General features: G+C 61.4%; 17 protein-coding genes. 1 reads left to right on the forward strand and 16 read right to left on the reverse strand.

The window, feature by feature from the left end; genetic code table 11:
* Positions 1–22 precede the first annotated feature (22 nt).
* The 13 genes from rsfS to xseB form a co-directional block, all read right to left on the reverse strand.
* Entirely contained in the window at positions 23–421 is a 399-nt protein-coding gene (gene rsfS, locus TACI_RS04580) for a ribosome silencing factor (protein ID WP_242601191.1), read from the reverse strand.
* A gap of 52 nt (positions 422–473) precedes the next feature.
* Positions 474–1,835, reverse strand: coding sequence for an LCP family protein (locus TACI_RS04585; protein ID WP_012869641.1), 1,362 nt, complete (start codon positions 1,833–1,835; stop codon positions 474–476).
* Positions 1,836–1,869: 34 nt separating this feature from the next.
* A complete protein-coding gene (nadD, locus tag TACI_RS04590; protein WP_012869642.1) occupies positions 1,870–2,505 on the reverse strand; it encodes a nicotinate-nucleotide adenylyltransferase in 636 nt (211 codons plus the stop codon).
* A gap of 59 nt (positions 2,506–2,564) precedes the next feature.
* Complete coding sequence (gene obgE / locus TACI_RS04595; protein WP_012869643.1) at positions 2,565–3,926, reverse strand: GTPase ObgE; 1,362 nt, start codon at positions 3,924–3,926, stop codon at positions 2,565–2,567.
* Between the two features lie 100 nt (positions 3,927–4,026).
* Positions 4,027–4,305 (reverse strand): 50S ribosomal protein L27, encoded by a 279-nt coding sequence (gene rpmA / locus TACI_RS04600; protein ID WP_012869644.1) that lies wholly within the window; start codon positions 4,303–4,305, stop codon positions 4,027–4,029.
* Positions 4,289–4,630: a ribosomal-processing cysteine protease Prp gene (locus TACI_RS04605; protein ID WP_012869645.1), complete on the reverse strand. Its 342-nt coding sequence runs from the start codon at positions 4,628–4,630 to the stop codon at positions 4,289–4,291. Before TACI_RS04605 ends, rpmA begins: the two co-directional genes overlap by 17 nt.
* A gap of 36 nt (positions 4,631–4,666) precedes the next feature.
* Positions 4,667–4,978: a 50S ribosomal protein L21 gene (gene rplU, locus TACI_RS04610; RefSeq protein ID WP_012869646.1), complete on the reverse strand. Its 312-nt coding sequence runs from the start codon at positions 4,976–4,978 to the stop codon at positions 4,667–4,669.
* Positions 4,979–5,082: 104 nt separating this feature from the next.
* Positions 5,083–6,705 carry an AAA family ATPase gene (locus TACI_RS04615; protein ID WP_012869647.1) on the reverse strand — a complete coding sequence of 541 codons (1,623 nt, stop codon included), beginning with the start codon at positions 6,703–6,705 and terminating at the stop codon, positions 5,083–5,085.
* A complete protein-coding gene (locus TACI_RS04620; RefSeq protein WP_012869648.1) occupies positions 6,699–7,583 on the reverse strand; it encodes an NAD(+)/NADH kinase in 885 nt (294 codons plus the stop codon). Before TACI_RS04620 ends, TACI_RS04615 begins: the two co-directional genes overlap by 7 nt.
* Positions 7,580–8,401, reverse strand: a complete 822-nt coding sequence (locus TACI_RS04625) for a TlyA family RNA methyltransferase (protein ID WP_164925152.1) — start codon at positions 8,399–8,401, stop codon at positions 7,580–7,582. The genes TACI_RS04620 and TACI_RS04625 overlap by 4 nt, the downstream gene beginning before the upstream one ends.
* Positions 8,382–10,256, reverse strand: a complete 1,875-nt coding sequence (gene dxs, locus TACI_RS04630) for a 1-deoxy-D-xylulose-5-phosphate synthase (RefSeq protein ID WP_012869650.1) — start codon at positions 10,254–10,256, stop codon at positions 8,382–8,384. Before dxs ends, TACI_RS04625 begins: the two co-directional genes overlap by 20 nt.
* A gap of 3 nt (positions 10,257–10,259) precedes the next feature.
* The gene (locus tag TACI_RS04635; protein ID WP_012869651.1) at positions 10,260–11,177 is read right to left on the reverse strand and encodes a polyprenyl synthetase family protein; all 918 of its coding nucleotides are present in this window, start codon (positions 11,175–11,177) and stop codon (positions 10,260–10,262) included.
* 2 nt (positions 11,178–11,179) lie between these two features.
* The gene (gene xseB / locus TACI_RS04640) at positions 11,180–11,392 is read right to left on the reverse strand and encodes an exodeoxyribonuclease VII small subunit (RefSeq protein WP_012869652.1); all 213 of its coding nucleotides are present in this window, start codon (positions 11,390–11,392) and stop codon (positions 11,180–11,182) included.
* Positions 11,393–11,500: 108 nt separating this feature from the next.
* On the opposite strand from xseB, the gene rpmB reads away from it, so the two are divergent.
* Positions 11,501–11,695, forward strand: coding sequence for a 50S ribosomal protein L28 (gene rpmB, locus TACI_RS04645; RefSeq protein ID WP_012869653.1), 195 nt, complete (start codon positions 11,501–11,503; stop codon positions 11,693–11,695).
* A 52-nt stretch (positions 11,696–11,747) separates the two neighbouring features.
* On the opposite strand, the gene TACI_RS04650 is transcribed toward rpmB, so the two are convergent.
* The 3 genes from TACI_RS04650 to mltG are packed head-to-tail and all read right to left on the reverse strand — an operon-like array spanning position 11,748 to position 15,692.
* Positions 11,748–12,452, reverse strand: a complete 705-nt coding sequence (locus tag TACI_RS04650; protein ID WP_012869654.1) for a thiamine diphosphokinase — start codon at positions 12,450–12,452, stop codon at positions 11,748–11,750.
* 1 nt (position 12,453) lies between these two features.
* The gene (locus TACI_RS04655) at positions 12,454–14,688 is read right to left on the reverse strand and encodes an FtsK/SpoIIIE family DNA translocase (protein ID WP_012869655.1); all 2,235 of its coding nucleotides are present in this window, start codon (positions 14,686–14,688) and stop codon (positions 12,454–12,456) included.
* Positions 14,685–15,692: an endolytic transglycosylase MltG gene (mltG, locus tag TACI_RS04660; protein ID WP_242601055.1), complete on the reverse strand. Its 1,008-nt coding sequence runs from the start codon at positions 15,690–15,692 to the stop codon at positions 14,685–14,687. Before mltG ends, TACI_RS04655 begins: the two co-directional genes overlap by 4 nt.
* Positions 15,693–15,959: the final 267 nt, after the last annotated feature.

A 15,959-nucleotide genomic window follows, 5' to 3' on the forward strand; every position in this document is an offset into this window, starting at 1 on the left:
CTTGCGCTAGAATGTATTGCCGTCAGGCGTCCGGATCCTCGAAGGTCATTACCTCCGAGTCGCCCCATATCTTCTCTATCCTGTAGAAATCCCGGGCGTCCCGGGAGAAGATGTGAACCACCACGTCCCCCGCATCAAGAAGCCTCCAGCGCCTGCTGTCCTCTCCCTCCCGCCTTATGCTGTCGAAGTGGGACTCGAGGTACTCCTCAGCCTCCGCCTCCAGGGCGTCCATGTGAACGTCGTTCAAAGCGGTGACTATAACGAAGAGGTCCGCCACCCCGAGGGTATTCCTCACGTCGATGAAGGTTACGTCCTTGGCGTGCTTGTCCATAAGCCTTATGCCAAGGGCCCTGTACCTCTTGAAGAGCGACTCCGATGCCTCTCCATCCGGGACCCTGATCTGCGAACCCATGGGCTCCACTGAACTCAAAAGTAATCCCCCTTTATCTACATAAAGATCTACGGTCATCGGGTCATTGATTTATGGTGGCCATGGCCTGGTTCAGGTTGGAGAAGATCCTCTCGTAATCCCCTCCCAGAACCAGGCTGGCGAACATGGCCTGTTTGCCGGATCTTACCATGGACTCCCTTATCCCGCACAGCTTGGCCATGCTCTTGGCCGCCTGGATCATCTCCGGGGTGGCCCTCTCCGGGTATAAGACCAGGCTACCCCGGTAATCGAAATGCTTGGCGTTGCCCGTGTAGGTCACCTCTATCCCCATCCGCTGGAACATCTCCGAAGCCCTCTGGCCTAGACCCTTCTTACCCGTTCCGTTCAGTATTGCCACCGGCGTCCTTATGGACTTGGCCAGGGATGCCAAATCCACCTCCTCGGCCCCGCCGGACGATGCCTTGCCAGATGTGGCGGCCCCCTCCTCTACTTTAGCCACCTCCGCCGCGGTGGTCACCCTGGTCCCATACTTCATCTCCAGATCCGATGAGGCCAGGTTGGAGGCCATGTCCGCCACGCTCATGCCGTAGAGGTCCTTGAAGCCCTCAATGTCCGCCACCCAGTAGCTTATCCCCCGTATGTAGCTGGGCTTCCCCGGCAGGGTGGTAAACACCACCTTCCCCTTGTCGAGGTCCTTCACAAATCCTCCAAGCTGGAGGGCCAAGGAGGTGGGCATGTCCGTCTTGACCATCCCAAGCGCCTCCCGGACCAGCTGAGGTAACCCCTCCACGATGGCTGGGCTCTTTATCTTATCCAACACGGCCTTCACGAACTCCTGCTGGCGCTGGACCCTGCCTATGTCCCCCAGCGCATCGTGCCTGAACCTGACGAAGTGCAACGCCTTCTCCCCATTGAGGTGCTGGAGCCCCTTGGGAAGGTCTATGTATAGCCCCCCGGCCCGGTCGGTGTACTTCATCCTCTTGGGAACGTAGACCTCCACCCCGCCAATGGCATCCACCATCCGGGCGAAGCCGCCGTAGTCCACCAGGACATAGTAGTGGATCGGCACGTTGAAGTTGGACATCACCGTGGATCGGAGAAGGTCCACCCCCCCGTAAGCGTAGGCGTGGTTGAGCTTCTGGAAGCCGTGTCCCGGGATGCTGACCCGGGTATCCCGGGGGAGGGATATCACCTTCACCGTTCCGCCGTCCAGGTCCACCACCGCCAGTGCGATGCTGTCGGTCCTGCTGGAGCCCTCCACGTTGTCCTCCCCTAGCAGGAGAACGTTTATGGTGCCGGTGAACCTGCGTCCCATGTCCACCGAGAGGGTCTCCTTTATCTTGGCTATGGGGGTGTTAACCGTGGAGTGGAAACGCACGTAGGCCCCGGCCCCAAAAGAGACAACCGCCAAAAGGAATCCCAATATAACGTTCCTTATCCTCATGCCAGCCAAGTCCTGCCTTCCGTCGATGGATGGATTAACATCTGTAGAGGCCCCTCTCCAGCAAATAACGGTGAACCGGGTCGGGCACCAGGTACCTAACGCTCCTGCCCTCCCGGACCCTATTTCGTATGTCTGTGCTGGAGATGGCCATGAGGGGTATCTCTAACACCCTTACGGAGGCCCTTACCTCCTCCGGTAGATCCCGTATCCTATCCAAATTATATCCCGGCCGACTTACCGCCACCAACCTGCAGACCTCCGCCAGCCTAAGGGGGGACTTCCAGGACATGATCTGAAGCACCGAGTCAATTCCAGTTATAAAGTAAAAAGACACCCTCGGACCATATTGCTTTATCAAATTGCCTATGGTGTCAACCGTATGGTGAGGCCCCGGCGAGTCCATCTCTATCCGGGAGACCCGGAAGAACCGGTTCCCACCAACCGCCAAGGAGACCATGCGGAACCTGTCCTCAGGGGAGGAGATCCTTCTGACGTCCTTATGGGGCGGATGTCCGGAGGGGACGAAGATGACCTCCCGGAGGTTGAAGTTGCACCGGGCCTCCTCCGCTGCCAAAAGGTGACCGTTGTGGATGGGGTCGAAGGTGCCCCCCATAACCCCTATCCTAACCTGGTCCACCGAGGGCTCCGTCACATGAACCTCACATATCATGACAGCGCAGCCTCCTAAAAAGCTGGCCGGGCGAGGGACATCACCGGCCCAAGCCCCACCTAGGCCTCATCCTCCGCCTCCGGATCCGCCAAAGGGTCATCGGCGGGAACGTCCGGGGAGAAGTCGAACTCCATCTCTCCGATCAAGACCGTGTCCCCCTCCTGGGCACCGGCCTTGATCAGGAACTCGTCCACCATGTACGACCGAAGCAGTCGGGAGAACCTGACCAGGTTCTCATCGTGATCGAAGTTGTAACGAAGCACCGCATCCTCCAGGTGGGGGTGGATCACCCGGAATACCCCATCGGACTCCCTCAGCACCTCCACCCTATGGCGCCGCATGGCCTTAAGATCCCTGTCATCCCTGGATCTCCCGTCGTGTATAGCGGTCACCCGGGGAAGCACCCTGGGCCTCGGGTTCTCGTCCGCGAAGCGGATTAGCTCAACTATCAGCTCCTCCAGGTTCTCGCCGGTCATGGCGCTTATGGATGCAAAACGGAAGCCCTCGGCGGTGAAGCTCCCCCTAAGATGGTCAATGATGTCCCCCCGGACCTCAGGTGAAAGTAGATCTATCTTGTTCCCCACCACAAGGCAGGGCTTTTCGAGGATGGAAGGATCGAAGCTGACCATCTCCTGTCGGATGGTGCGCCAGTCCGCCATCACGGCCTCCACGTCGCCGGAGGAGATGTCCAGCAGGTGGAGCAACATCCGGGTCCTCTGTATGTGCCTCAGGAACGACACCCCGAGCCCCCGGTTCTCGTGGGCCCCCTCTATCAAGCCCGGTATGTCGGCTATTATCAACCGGTGCCGGTGATCTGCCATGACCCCCATGTTGGGGGTTATGGTGGTGAACGGATAAGGGGCTATCTTCGGATTGGCGTTGCTCAACGCCTTGAGCAGGCTGGACTTTCCCGCATTAGGTAGCCCCACCAGACCCAGATCGGCTATGAGCCGCAGCTCCAGCATCAGCTCCCTGGCCTCCCCGGGATACCCGTTCTCCGCGAAGCGAGGCGCCTTCCTCACCGAGCTGGCGAAGGCCCTGTTCCCCCGGCCCCCCCGGCCTCCCCGGGCGGCCAGGAACATGTCCCCCTCCTCCATCAGGTCCGCGTAGACCTCCCGGGAGGACGCATCGTAGACAACGGTACCACAGGGAACCTGGATGAACAGGTCCTCCCCGGATTTGCCGTTTCTTCCCGCCCCGCTCCCGGGACACCCGTCCTCCGCCCTATATATTCGCTTGTACTCGAAGTCCGCCAGGGTCTGAATGTTGCGGTTGGCCACCAGCCATACGTTGCCTCCCCTTCCACCGTTGCCCCCGTCGGGACCCCCCTTGGGCACGAACTTCTCCCGCCTGAAGCTTACGCAGCCGCTACCGCCAGCCCCAGCCACGACCTTTATGGTGGCCACATCAACGAACTTCATTTGGTCACGACCTCACAGACCTATCAAAACACAAGAAAAGGGGCCAAGAGGCCCCTCATCAGGAAATCCAACCCCGCGAACGCCGGGCAACGAGACCAAACTAGCAGGTAACCACGTTAACGAACTTGCGGTCCGCCTTGGTCTGGAACTTCACAACCCCATCCGCAAGAGCGAAGAGGGTGTCGTCCTTGCCACGGCCAACGTTGAGACCTGGGCGATACTTGGTGCCCCGCTGACGAACTATGATGGTGCCCGCCTTGACGACTTCACCATCGGCCCTCTTGAGGCCCAGATACTTGGGATTGCTGTCCCTGCCGTTGGAACTGCTGCCCTGCCCCTTCTTATGGGCGAAAAACTGAATATCAAAAACGAAGCTCACGTCGCTCCACCTCCGAAATGGCAATGTGACTAGGATGAGCCGAGGCCAGGCTCTGCAAGGAGATCCTCACCGTATCCAACAGGACCCGGGGCCCCTCCCCCTCCAGTCTACCCCATATCATCATCCTCATGGGAACCCGGGGATCCACCTCATACTTGGGCCCATCGACCTTGAGGACCTCCAGCATCCCCAGCTCCAGGGCCTGAAGCAGCGTCGAAACTGCCGCACAGACCACATCGTTCCCCCTGGTGCCCGCCCCGGAGTGTCCCTCCGCCACGTAACCCACCGGCGAGCCGTCCTCCAGGATGAACTTAACGTGCGTCATGTCTAAACCGGGCACACCGCTCGGCTTGCGCCAAAACTAAAGGGATATCCCCTCCACCAGGAGATCCGTGTAGTGCTGCCGGTGCCCCCTGAAACGGCGGTAGTTCTTCTTGCGGCGGTACTTGAAGACCACCACCTTGTCCTCCTTGCCATGGCCCAGCACCTTGGCGGTAACCTTGGCCCCCTCAAGCACAGGGGAACCTACCTTCACCGAGTCGTCGCTGGACACTAGCAGGACCCTATCAAGGGTCACGGTGCTACCCTCCTCCGCCTTCAGGAGCTCGACCCTTATGCGGTCCCCCTCCTTGACCCGGTACTGCTTGCCTCCGGTCTCCACGATAGCGTACATTCACATCTCTCCTTCCGCTGCAGGTCGGGTGAGGTCCTCCCTCTTGGAAACCCGCCTCAGGCGATATTAGCGCCAAAGAATTCTACCCCTTGGGCGGATGTTAGTCAATATTGCTTCGATCCATACCTCTCCAGAAGGGCCTCCGCATGCCTCAGCGCCTCCCCCTTGGACTCGCCGGAGAGCATCCGGGCAACCTCCTTAACCCGATGTTCTCCAGTGACATCCTCCACCACCGTAACGTCCCCGTCTCGGCGAACCCTCATGTGCTGGTCCGCCATGGCGGCCAGGGTGGCCTCGTGGGTTATCAGTATGACCTGGCATCCCCGGGAGAGCTCCCGTAGTTTGAGGCCCGCAAGCAGGGCAGACCTGCCCCCCAAACCGGCCTCCACCTCGTCGAAGACGATGCATCTGGTGGAGGATCGGCCCCACATGGCGCACTGGAGGGCCAGGAGTATCCGGCTAAGCTCCCCCCCGGAGGCCCGCTTGGACAACATGGTGGGGGGACCCCCGTCGGAGGACATTAAGAAGCTGACCTGATCGGCTCCATTTGGCCCTATCTTGCGCAACTCCCGGACCTCCACCTGGAACCTAACGTGATCCATACCAAGGTCTGCCAGGTGCCCACCCACCTTGGCCTCCAGCTCGGAGGCCATGCGGTGCCTCAGGCCCCTGATGGCCATAGCCACCTCCATGGCCTCCTTCTTGAGGGCGTTGGCCCTATCCCTAAGGCTCGCCACGATCCCCTCCGACTCAAGGAGCCAGCGACTATCGGAATCGAACTCCTCCAGGAAGCGGCTCAGCTCCAGGTCGCCCTTGAGGTGGAACTTCCTTACGGCTCCCCTGACCTCCCCAATCCGCCACTCCAGGTCCTCCATCCGTTGACGAAGGGCAGGGATCTCATCCATGCCATCCCACCGGCGGAGGAGGTCCACCAGCGATGATAGCCTGTCCATCAGGTCATTCATCTCCTCCCGGAGAGCCCCCTTAACCTGGGAATCCGACAGCCGGGAGGAGAGCTTGGAGAAGGTGGCCTTTATCGTGTCCATCACGGACCCATCCCGGTCCCAAAGGTCGTCCACCGCGTCCGCCACCGCCAGCAGCTCCCGGATCTTCTGGTTCAAACGGGATAGCTCTCCCTCCCAAGTGGCCACACAACCTGGGAAGGGACCTATCCTCCTCAGCTCCTCCGCCACGGGCTCCCTCATGGCCAGATCCCTCTGGAGCTGCTCCCGCCTTCTAAGCGTCTGGTCCAATTGAAGGGAGGCGTCCCTGGCCTCCCCGTAGACCTGGCGCATCCGTCCCTTGAGGAGCTGCATCTCCTCTCCCCCGAACTGGTCCAGTAGCTGAACGAAGCTATCCTCATTGAGGAGGCACAGGTGGGAGAACTGGCTCTGAATCTGAACCCTGTCCCCCAGCCTCTCTTGGAGCTCCGCCAGGGTTGCGGGCTCATCGTCCAGGAAGATCCTGTTCCTGCCCTCGGATGAGACCACCCGCTTCACCGTCAAGGCCCCCTGGGGGAAATCGAAGACGCCCCATACGGAGCCGGCGTTCTCCGATGACCTTATAACCGAGCTGGTGGACCTCTTGCCCGCCATGAGCTCTAAGGATCTCACGAGGCTACTCTTGCCGGAGCCGCTCTCTCCGGTGATGGCCACCAGGCTCCCCCTGAACTCCAGGTCCGCGGCGGAGATCCCGCATATGTTCCTCACCGACAGCTCCCTCAGCAAGCTTCATCACCTCCCCCTTCCAGGGAACACCTGCCCCATCGAAGCTTATCCCGCAAGAGATCGTAGTAGGTCCTTCCCGGAAGCGATATGGTGTGAACCTGGTGGTCCCGATCCAGTGCGACCTTTAGGGCATCCCCCGCCATCAGCCTGTACCCCAACTGGCCGTCCTGGGTCAGCAGGATCTCCCTATCCTCGTAGCGGGGACATATCAAGGCCTCGTCATCCGGGCCCAGCACCATGGGACGGGAGTAGAGGGTGTGGGGGCATATGGGAGCCAGTATCATGCATGGCACGTGGGGTGGCACTATGGGTCCCCCCGCCGACAGGGAGTAGGCGGTGGATCCAGTGGGGGTCGAAACTATGAACCCGTCCGACGGAAACAGCCCCACGAACTGCCCCCCGATGAACAGCTCCAGCTCGATGGACCTGGCGAAGGACCCCTTGGTCACCACCAAGTCGTTCAGGGCGAACAGCCGGTGGGCCACCTGGCCGTCCCGGATTACCTCCCCCCGTAGGCAATCCCTCCTCTGAATCTCGTAATCCCCCTTCAGTATGGACTCCAGATCCCTCTCGGCGCTGCCGGGGCTCCCTATGGCCAGGAACCCCAGCCTCCCAACGTTTACCCCATACAAGGGGATGTTCCTCCCCAGCGTGTACCTGGCGGCCCTAAGAAAGGTTCCGTCACCCCCTATGACCACCGCAAATTGGCTACAGCCAAGGAACTCCTCGTCCGATGCGGCCTCCTCCCCCAGGGACTTGGCCTCATCGGAGGGCATAAGGACCCTGATTCCCCTGTTGGCGCACCAGGGCAACATCCGCCGGGCTATCTTGACCGCCTTGGGCTTACTGGTGTTGAAAAGGATGCCTATACAGCTCATGTTACCTCCCCATGGGCCCTCTGAACCAACTCCTCCACCTGTGCCTCTGACAGCTCCCATCCATCCGGGGCAGAGCCGGGCCTTACGTGCATCAGGAACTCTATGTTCCCCTCGGGCCCCCTTATGGGAGAGTAGGTCAAGTTGGCCACCCACCAACCGGGTAATTTCTCCACGAAGCGGATCATGTCAACCAGCACCTCCATGTGGAGGGCGGGGTCCCTCACCACCCCTTTCTTGCCAACCCTCTCTCGCCCCACTTCGAATTGGGGCTTCACCAGGGTAACCACGTCACACCAGGAGTCCATCACCGATAGCATAGGGGGCATGATCAGCTTCAGGGATATGAAAGACGCATCACAGACCCCCATCTGACAGGGCTCAGGTATGAGCGACGGGGAGAGGTGCCTGGCGTTGGTCCTCTCCATCACCACCACCCTCGGGTCGTTCCTGACCTCCCAAGCCATCTGGCCGTACCCCACGTCCACCGAGTAGACCCGGGACGCCCCCCGGCGCAGAAGCACCTGGGTGAAACCTCCGGTGGAGGCCCCCACGTCAACGCAGATCCTGCCGAAGGGGTCCAACTGGAACACCTCCAGGGCCCTCAAGAGCTTGTAAGCCCCACGGCTCACCCATCGCTCCTCCGTTCCCCTTTGGACCGATACGTTCACCTCAGTCCCCACCATGGTACTCCCCTTGGAGGCCACCAGGCCGTCGATCCTTACCAAGCCAGTCTCGATGAGCTCCCTCGCCTCGTCCCGGGACCTGGCAAGGCCCCTCTTTACCAGCAGGGCGTCCAGCCTAACCAAGTTGGATCTCATGGATCATCCGGACCACCCCTTCCGGGGTCAGTCCCTCCTCCTGAAGCTGTTCGCCCCTCTTGCCGTGGGGCACGAACCGGTCGGATACCCCCAGATTCAGCACCCTACAGGGGGAACCGATCGAATTGGCCAGGGATCCTATGTGCTCCCCCACACCCCCGAACCGATACCCCTCCTCAGCCACCACCATGAGCCTGTGGCCCCCGAGAAGCTTCCTCACCGCCTCCTCGTCCAGGGGCTTCACGAACCTCAAATCCACCAGGGTAGGGGCCATCCCCTCCCGGGATAAGAGCTGTCCCGCCTCCTCCATCAGCTGAACGGTGCTCCCCACCCCCACTAGGCACAGATCCCTCCCCTCCTGTAGGACCTCCAACCGGCCCCAAGGGGCGGTCTTGCGCTTGGAATCTGGCGCTGTCCCCTTGGGAAACCGAAGCAGGGCAGGACGGGGATCGCTCAGCCATTCGAACATCATGAACCTCAGATCCGCCACATCCCTGGGGGACATGACGGTCAGGTTGGGTATCGCCCTCCCCCAACATAGGTCCAGCAATCCCTGGTGGGTCTCCCCATCCTCGCCAACCAGGCCGGCCCTGTCCACGCACAGGAGGACCGGGAGGTTTGGCAGGCATATGTCGTGAACCAGCTGGTCCATGGCCCTCTGGAGGAAGGTGGAGTAGATGGATATCACCGGCTTTAGCCCCGTGGCGGCCATGCCGGCGGCGAAGGCCAACAGATGTGACTCCGCTATCCCCACGTCGAAGAAGCGGTGAGGAAACTCGTCGGAGAAGATCCCAAGCTTGCTGCCCTCCTTCATGGCGGCGGTGGCGCACACCACGGCCCCGTCCTCCCGGCCCATGTCCCGGATGGTGGACGCCACGGCGGAGCTCCAGTCCGGGACATGACGGGCAGGCAAGGACCCCGATGAGGACCCCTTGGGGGATACGCCGTGAAACCTGGTGGGGCTTGACTCCACGTTCCCGTACCCCTTACCTTTCTTGGTCACCACGTGGATCAAGAGCGACTCCGGGTAGGCCTTGGCTAGGTGGAATATCCGGTCCATCTCCTCCACGTTGTGCCCATCGAAGGGGCCCCAATAGGTTATGTCCATCTCCTCGAAAATGTTGGGGGGCAACAGGAGGGACTTGAGCTTGGACTTCCACCTGCCCAGGGCCTCCTCCACCATCTTCCCACCCGGGGTCTCAGAGAGGATCCCCTTCATCCTTCTCTTGATGTCCTGATAGGCATCGTTGGCGGATATCCTGGCCAGGTGCTCCGCCATACCACCCACCCGGTGATTTATGGACATGGCGTTATCGTTCAAAACTATGATCACCTTATCCTTCAGGGGCGTTACGTTGTTAAGCCCCTCGAAGGCAAGGCCGTTAAGAAGCGCCCCGTCCCCTATTACTGCCACCACGTGCCCCCGCTGGCGCCCATATCTCTTGGCCTTGGCCATCCCAAGGGCCACGGATATGGAGGTGCTGCTGTGCCCCACGTCGAAGGCGTCGTAGGGACTCTCATTCCTCCGGGGGAATCCGGCGATGCCACCCTTCCTCCTCAGGGTGTGGAACACGTCCCTTCTATCGGTCAGTATCTTGTAAGCGTAGGCCTGGTGCCCCACGTCGAAGACGATCCTGTCCTCCGGGGGGGAGAATGACCTCAAAAGGGAGACCACCAGCTCCACCGCCCCCAGGGATGAGGCCAGATGCCCCCCGTTCTGGGTGGTGACCTGATATATGAGCTCCCTCACCTGGAGACAAAGTTCCTCCACCTGCGGGTAGGTAAGCCTCTTTAGGTCCCCCGGCCCCTTCAGGCTCCAAAGCAGGCCACTCTTCCTCAATTCGTCGGATGGCATGGGTCAGCTGGTCCTCCTCATCAGCTTGTCCACCATGGCGCAGAACATATCCGGACGGGGCAGCTTGGCGGCCCATTCCTTGGCCTCCCCGGAGGTCTCCTCCAGGATCTCCCGGGCCCCCTGGAGTCCATGCACCGCCACGAAGGTCACCTTCCCCTGGGCCTGATCCTTGCCCACCGACTTGCCAATCTCCTCCACCTTGCCAGTCACATCCAGGATGTCGTCCGCCACCTGGAAGGCCTTCCCCAACGCCATGCCGTATCCTCTCACATTAGAGAGGGCGTCCTCGTCAGCCCCGGCCATGATGGCTCCCCCCTCCAGCGATGAGGCGATGAGCACCCCGGTCTTGCTCCGGGCCACCTCCATCACCCGTCTATCGGGCCCCAGCTGGCCCATGTCCTCGAAGCCCATGTCCATGGATTGGCCCCCACATATGCCACTTGGGCCGGTTGCCTTGGCCAGGGACATGACCGCCAGGGAGATCAGCTCACCGCTGAAATGGTTGGCCATAAGACCTTCTATGGCGGATTCGAAGGCCAGGGCCAGGAGGGCGTCCCCCGCCAGCAGGGCCATGGCCTCCCCAAAGACCACGTGGTTCGTGGGCTTGCCCCTGCGGAGATCATCGTCGTCCATACAGGGCAGGTCGTCGTGGATCAGCGAGGCGGTGTGGATCATCTCGAAGGCCAGCGCCAGGGGCATCACCCGCTGGCCCTCCAATCCGAAAGCCTCGGCGGCCATGAGGCACAACACCGGCCTCAGCCTCTTGCCCCCCGCGGTGAGGGAGTAGACCATGGCGGACCATAGCCTCGAAGGGACCCTTTTGGGGCGGGACGAGCAGAGGCGCTCCAGGGCCTCCTCCACCCAGGATCTCCTGCTCGCCAGGTAACCATCGAAGTCGAAGCCTTCAACTCTAGCAGACAAACTCAATCCTCCCCCTGGGTCGCCTCTCCTTTCGATGCGGAGAGGTCCGATAGGATCTCTATCCTCCTCCTGGCGTCCTCCAGGAAGCTGAAACACTTCCGAGCTATTATAACCCCCTCCTCGTAGATGCCTAAGGCCTCCTCGAGTGGGAGCTGATCCCCCTCGAGACGTCTTACTATCTCCTCAAGCCTCTCCAGGTCCTCTGCAAAGGACATGTGGGAAAACCTCCTTCGTCGAAGTTAAACAAAACCTTGCTTCCCCAGCCCAACCCATGATACAATGCTCAAGCTTAATTGTCGCCGCAAGCGGAGGGGGGGAAATAGATGTCCAGAGTTTGCGATTGCTGCGGAAGGGGTCCTCAGACCGGGAACGCGGTCAGCCACTCTAATCGCCACACCCGCCGCCGTTGGCTCATCAACCTAAGGAGCGTGCGGGTGGACCTTGGCTGTGGTGAGACCCGTAAGCTCAAGGTTTGCACCAAGTGTCTCCGTTCCGGTGTGGTTCGCAGGGCCGTCTAGGACGGCCCTTTTTTCTTCACCTCCGCTCTCCCCGAAAGAAAACCATCACCCATCATCCCCTGGTCACGTAGACCAGTAAGATACCCTTCTCCAACCCCACGTGGATGCGATCCGACCTGGCCTCGTTGCTGACCGAGAAGGGGAAACTGGGTTCCAGCTCCGCCCCGGATAGCTCCCACTTGAGCCCCTGGGTCGTAACCCCCCTTGACCGGGTGACCGGCAGGAGCGATATGGCCTTCGGAGCTCCCCGATGAAAGAGCATCTCCAACCGCTCGTCGCCTCTGAGAACGAAGATGGCCTCCCGGTGATCCACCATGCCCATGGCGTTCAAATCGCTGTGCGCAAAGGTCATGACGGAGCTCATCAGGTGATCGAACCGGCCACCGAAGCATCCGGTGACCAGGATGGGGCTATGGGGGTGGTAGGATCCCGCCAGGAGCTTGAGAGCCAGCTGGAAGTCCGTGAGGTCCTTGTCCCGACTGTGCAGATCCATCGCTATCCCCAAGTCCGATGCCCACTTTAGGTCCGAAGGGGATGCGCTGTCCATGTCCCCGATGGCCACCCGGGGAATTATCCCGGACCGCCTGCAGTAGCCTAGCCCCCGGTCCACCGCCCAGAGGTCCCACCCAAGGGACGCTAGATCCCCCATCAGGGGCGACGAGGGCCGTCTGCCCCCCAGGATCATGATCACCCCATTGACGTCGTTATCCATCCACTTGCGAAGGGAGAAGCCCAGGGAGGGTAGGTGGATCTCCATCCTAGCCCCCCCTAGCCTCTCGAAGTATCTCCATGGCGGTCTCCTCGTCCACCAGGATCTCCCTTGGCTTGGCCCCGTCGGGGGGGCCCACTATGCCCAGCTTCTCCAACGTGTCGATGAGCCTGGCTCCCCTGGTGAAGCCCACCCTAAGACGCCTCTGGAGGCTACTGGCGGATGCCACCCCGGAGGAGAGGACGATCCGGGCCGCCTCCTCCAGGAGGGGGTCATCCGCGTTGGCCTCCCCGGTGGAGGAGCCGTTCTCCTGGTCCTCAATGTCTATCACCTCCGGCTCCCCGAAGGTGGCGATGAGGTGATCGAGCCAGCGGGATATGTACCCCTCGTCTATCCAAGGGGATTGAAGCCGGATGGGCTTGGGGAAGCGGGAGGATAGGAAGAGCATGTCCCCTTTGCCCAGGAGCCTTTCGGCCCCAGCGCAATCCAGGATGGTCCTGGAGTCCGCCTGGCTGGGTAGCGAGAAGGCCACCCGGGCGGGCACGTTCGCCTTGATGAGGCCGGTTATGACGTTGACCGAAGGCCTCTGGGTGGCCAGGACCAGGTGTATCCCCGTTGCCCGGGCCATCTGGGCCAGGCGGCATATGTAGTCCTCCACCTCCCTGGGGGCGGTCATCATCAGGTCCGCTAGCTCGTCAACCACCAGAACCACGCTGGGCAACCTATCCCCGGGGAGCACCTTCCGGTTGTACGACGCCAGGTTCCTCACCTTGCTCTGGGCGAAGAGGTCATAACGTCTCTCCATCTCCCTTATGGCCCAGGCCAGGGCCTGAACCGCCTTCTTGGGGTCCACCACCGGCCTGGTGAGTATGTGGGGTAGTTTGTCGTATATGGCCATCTCCACCCGCTTGGGATCGATGAGGATGAGCTTAAGCTCCCTGGGCGTCCTGGAGGAACAGAGCCCTATTATGCAGGAATTTATGAACACGCTCTTGCCAGAGCCGGTGGTACCCGCTACCAGCAGATGGGGCAGGTCCTCCAGGAAGGTCACCATGGGGGATCCGTCTATGCCGACCCCCATGGGCAGTGGCAACTCCCCCTTGGGATTTACGAAATGATCCGCCTCCATGACCCGCCTCAGGGGCACCGGCCGCCGCTTGGGGTTGGGGATCTCGATGCCCACGTAGGGCTTGCCGGGTATGGGGGCCTCGATCCGAAGGCTCGGCACCGCCAGGGCCAGGGCCAGGTCGTTTGCCAGAGACGCCACCTTGCTAACCTTGGTGCCGGGGGCCAGCTGTAGCCTGAACTGGATCACCGTCGGTCCCACCTGGGTCTCCCCCAACTCTGCCTCCACCCCGAAGTCCCCGAGGGATGAGATTATCCTCTCCGCCATGGACCGAAGTTGAGCCTCATCGACCCCATCCCCCCCCGGGTCGTCGGGGCCCAAGAGCTCCGAAGGAGGGGGAAACGTCCCAGGCTTCACAGACGGCTCCTCGACCGGATCCAAGGGATCCGGATCCCCCACCTCCTGGTCCTCAACGAAGGGGTTGTCCCTAGGCCCCAGGAGCTCACTCGGATCGCAGAGCTCGTCCTCCTCACATCCCAGGTCCTCATGGGGTAGCGAGTCCTCTCGCCGCAACGTCTCCGCCGCGGGATCCACCGGTCCAGTCCTTCGCCCCCACCTCCCAAGCCATCCCCCAATCCCACCCATGGATGGACGATGAGCGGATTCGAGCCAATTGGAGGATACTATCTGCCGTAACTCCCCCAGTATCTCCCCCGGGTTGGCACCGCTGAAGGCCCCGATGGTCACCACGCAGGCCAGGAGTCCCAGTAGCACGGAGCCGAAGGGGCCCAGGAGGTTGAAGGCCCCCCCCCCCAGGTTGGTCCCCAAAGCCCCCGCCAGATCCAGGACCCGCATAGAACCGAAGGCCCTGCCCCACATGGCTACGAAGAGGGAGACGCTCACCGTCAGGGAAAGGGTCCCAAGCAGGTATCTGCCAATGGGGGGCATTTCCCTCCCGGTGAGCCGCAGGAAGGACAGGTGCCCCATGAATGCCAGGGGGACCAGGACCGATATGCCCAGGTACCGCAACATCTCCTCTCGGATCACCCGTCCCACCTGTCCGGTCCATCCGGTGAACAGGGACGCCACCGCGAAGGTGGACAGCAGGATCCCAACCAGGGCCAGCCAATCGTAGACCCCTTCGTTGAGCTGGAGGAGCGTCTTGAGCCTCTGGGCCAGTTGCCCCATCCTCGTCTTGGCGGCCGGTCTGTCCCTCATCTTCCATTCCTCACGTGATCCTCAAAGGTCTCGGAGAAGACGTGCCGCCCGTCACCCCGGAGGCGGAAGTACAGGAACTTGGAGCTGGCGGGGCTCAGCGCCGCGTTCCAAGATGACACGCTTGGGACGCATATGGGTCCCGGGGGCAACCCCTGATTAAGGTAGGTATTGTAGGGGGATCGGATCTTAAGGTCCTCGTAGGTGAGCTGGGTCCTCCTCTCTCCCCTCTCCCGCCAGGCATAGACCACCGTGGCACAAGACTGAAGGGGCATCCCCCGCTCCAGCCTGTTGAAGAACACCGAGGCCACCAAGGGTCTCTCGTCATCCCGGTTGGACTCCCTCTCCACCACCGAGGCCATCACCGCCCTCCGGAAGACCTCTGGGGCCGACATGCCGGAGGGGATCCGGCTACCAACCCTCTCCCACCAAAGCTTGGACCCCATGTAGACCAGGCTCCTGGCGTCCTCATTCCCGCCGCTGAGCAGGTAGGTTTCGGGAACTATGTATGCCAGCCGGTCCCAGGTCCCCCTGGGCAGCAGGGGCCTCACCTCCGGGAAGAAGGCCTGGTCATCCCCCAGGGCCCTCTCCAGTGCCTGGGGATCCAAGATCCTCTTGAGGTCCATCCGGTCGTAGCCGGGTATCACGGTGACCCTCCTCCCGGAGGGCACCGAATCCTTGAGACGCATGGCCACCTCCCATGGGGAACCGGGGACTATCGTGTAGGTGCCGGGCCTGGTGGACCTGTCTATCTTCAACTTCACCATCCAGTTGAGGAGCTCCCTCTCGTCATTCACTACCCCCGCGTCTGCCAATGCCTTGGCCACATCCCTGGCGGAGCTACCGGATCTCACCTGTACCGTAACCCCCTCCTGTCCCGCCGGGGGCATGAACCACCGCTCGGAGGGGATCGATATGTAAAGCCCCAGAAGGAACCCCACGAACAGAAGGGTCCCGAACGCCACAATCAACCAATCCTTGCCCTTCAAACGCCCTCTCCTCTCCATCTAGGGAAATCAGTTTGTAATTATACACCAGGTTCCGGGCATACAGGCCGATATCCAAGGATCACTACCCCTTGACGCATCCGAAGTGGCCGTGTTATAAGCAACGAAATTTTACGAACAGGGGGTGCCACGGTGGTCCCATTCCAACGCGACTTCGGTTCCTCTCCCTCTGGTTGCTCCAGTTGCTGGTCCTCTTCTTCCCTCGGAGAGGACGGGACCTTCGCATACGCATCCCCCAGAGGACGGTTGAGCCGAGCCTAGAGATTC

It is taken from the genome of Thermanaerovibrio acidaminovorans DSM 6589 (assembly GCF_000024905.1).
GTDB classification, from domain to species: Bacteria; Synergistota; Synergistia; order Synergistales; family Synergistaceae; genus Thermanaerovibrio; species Thermanaerovibrio acidaminovorans.

Bases quoted from the DNA above. Each gene is read 5' to 3' on its own strand.
- TACI_RS04585 (WP_012869641.1), bottom strand. From the start codon at position 1,835: ATGAGGATAAGGAACGTTATATTGGGATTCCTTTTGGCGGTTGTCTCT.
- nadD (WP_012869642.1), bottom strand. From the start codon at position 2,505: ATGATATGTGAGGTTCATGTGACGGAGCCCTCGGTGGACCAGGTTAGG.
- obgE (WP_012869643.1), bottom strand. From the start codon at position 3,926: ATGAAGTTCGTTGATGTGGCCACCATAAAGGTCGTGGCTGGGGCTGGC.
- TACI_RS04605 (WP_012869645.1), bottom strand. From the start codon at position 4,630: ATGACGCACGTTAAGTTCATCCTGGAGGACGGCTCGCCGGTGGGTTAC.
- rplU (WP_012869646.1), bottom strand. From the start codon at position 4,978: ATGTACGCTATCGTGGAGACCGGAGGCAAGCAGTACCGGGTCAAGGAG.
- TACI_RS04620 (WP_012869648.1), bottom strand. From the start codon at position 7,583: ATGAGCTGTATAGGCATCCTTTTCAACACCAGTAAGCCCAAGGCGGTC.
- TACI_RS04625 (WP_164925152.1), bottom strand. From the start codon at position 8,401: ATGAGATCCAACTTGGTTAGGCTGGACGCCCTGCTGGTAAAGAGGGGC.
- dxs (WP_012869650.1), bottom strand. From the start codon at position 10,256: ATGCCATCCGACGAATTGAGGAAGAGTGGCCTGCTTTGGAGCCTGAAG.
- xseB (WP_012869652.1), bottom strand. From the start codon at position 11,392: ATGTCCTTTGCAGAGGACCTGGAGAGGCTTGAGGAGATAGTAAGACGT.
- rpmB (WP_012869653.1), top strand. From the start codon at position 11,501: ATGTCCAGAGTTTGCGATTGCTGCGGAAGGGGTCCTCAGACCGGGAAC.
- TACI_RS04650 (WP_012869654.1), bottom strand. From the start codon at position 12,452: ATGGAGATCCACCTACCCTCCCTGGGCTTCTCCCTTCGCAAGTGGATG.
- TACI_RS04655 (WP_012869655.1), bottom strand. From the start codon at position 14,688: ATGAGGGACAGACCGGCCGCCAAGACGAGGATGGGGCAACTGGCCCAG.
- mltG (WP_242601055.1), bottom strand. From the start codon at position 15,692: ATGGAGAGGAGAGGGCGTTTGAAGGGCAAGGATTGGTTGATTGTGGCG.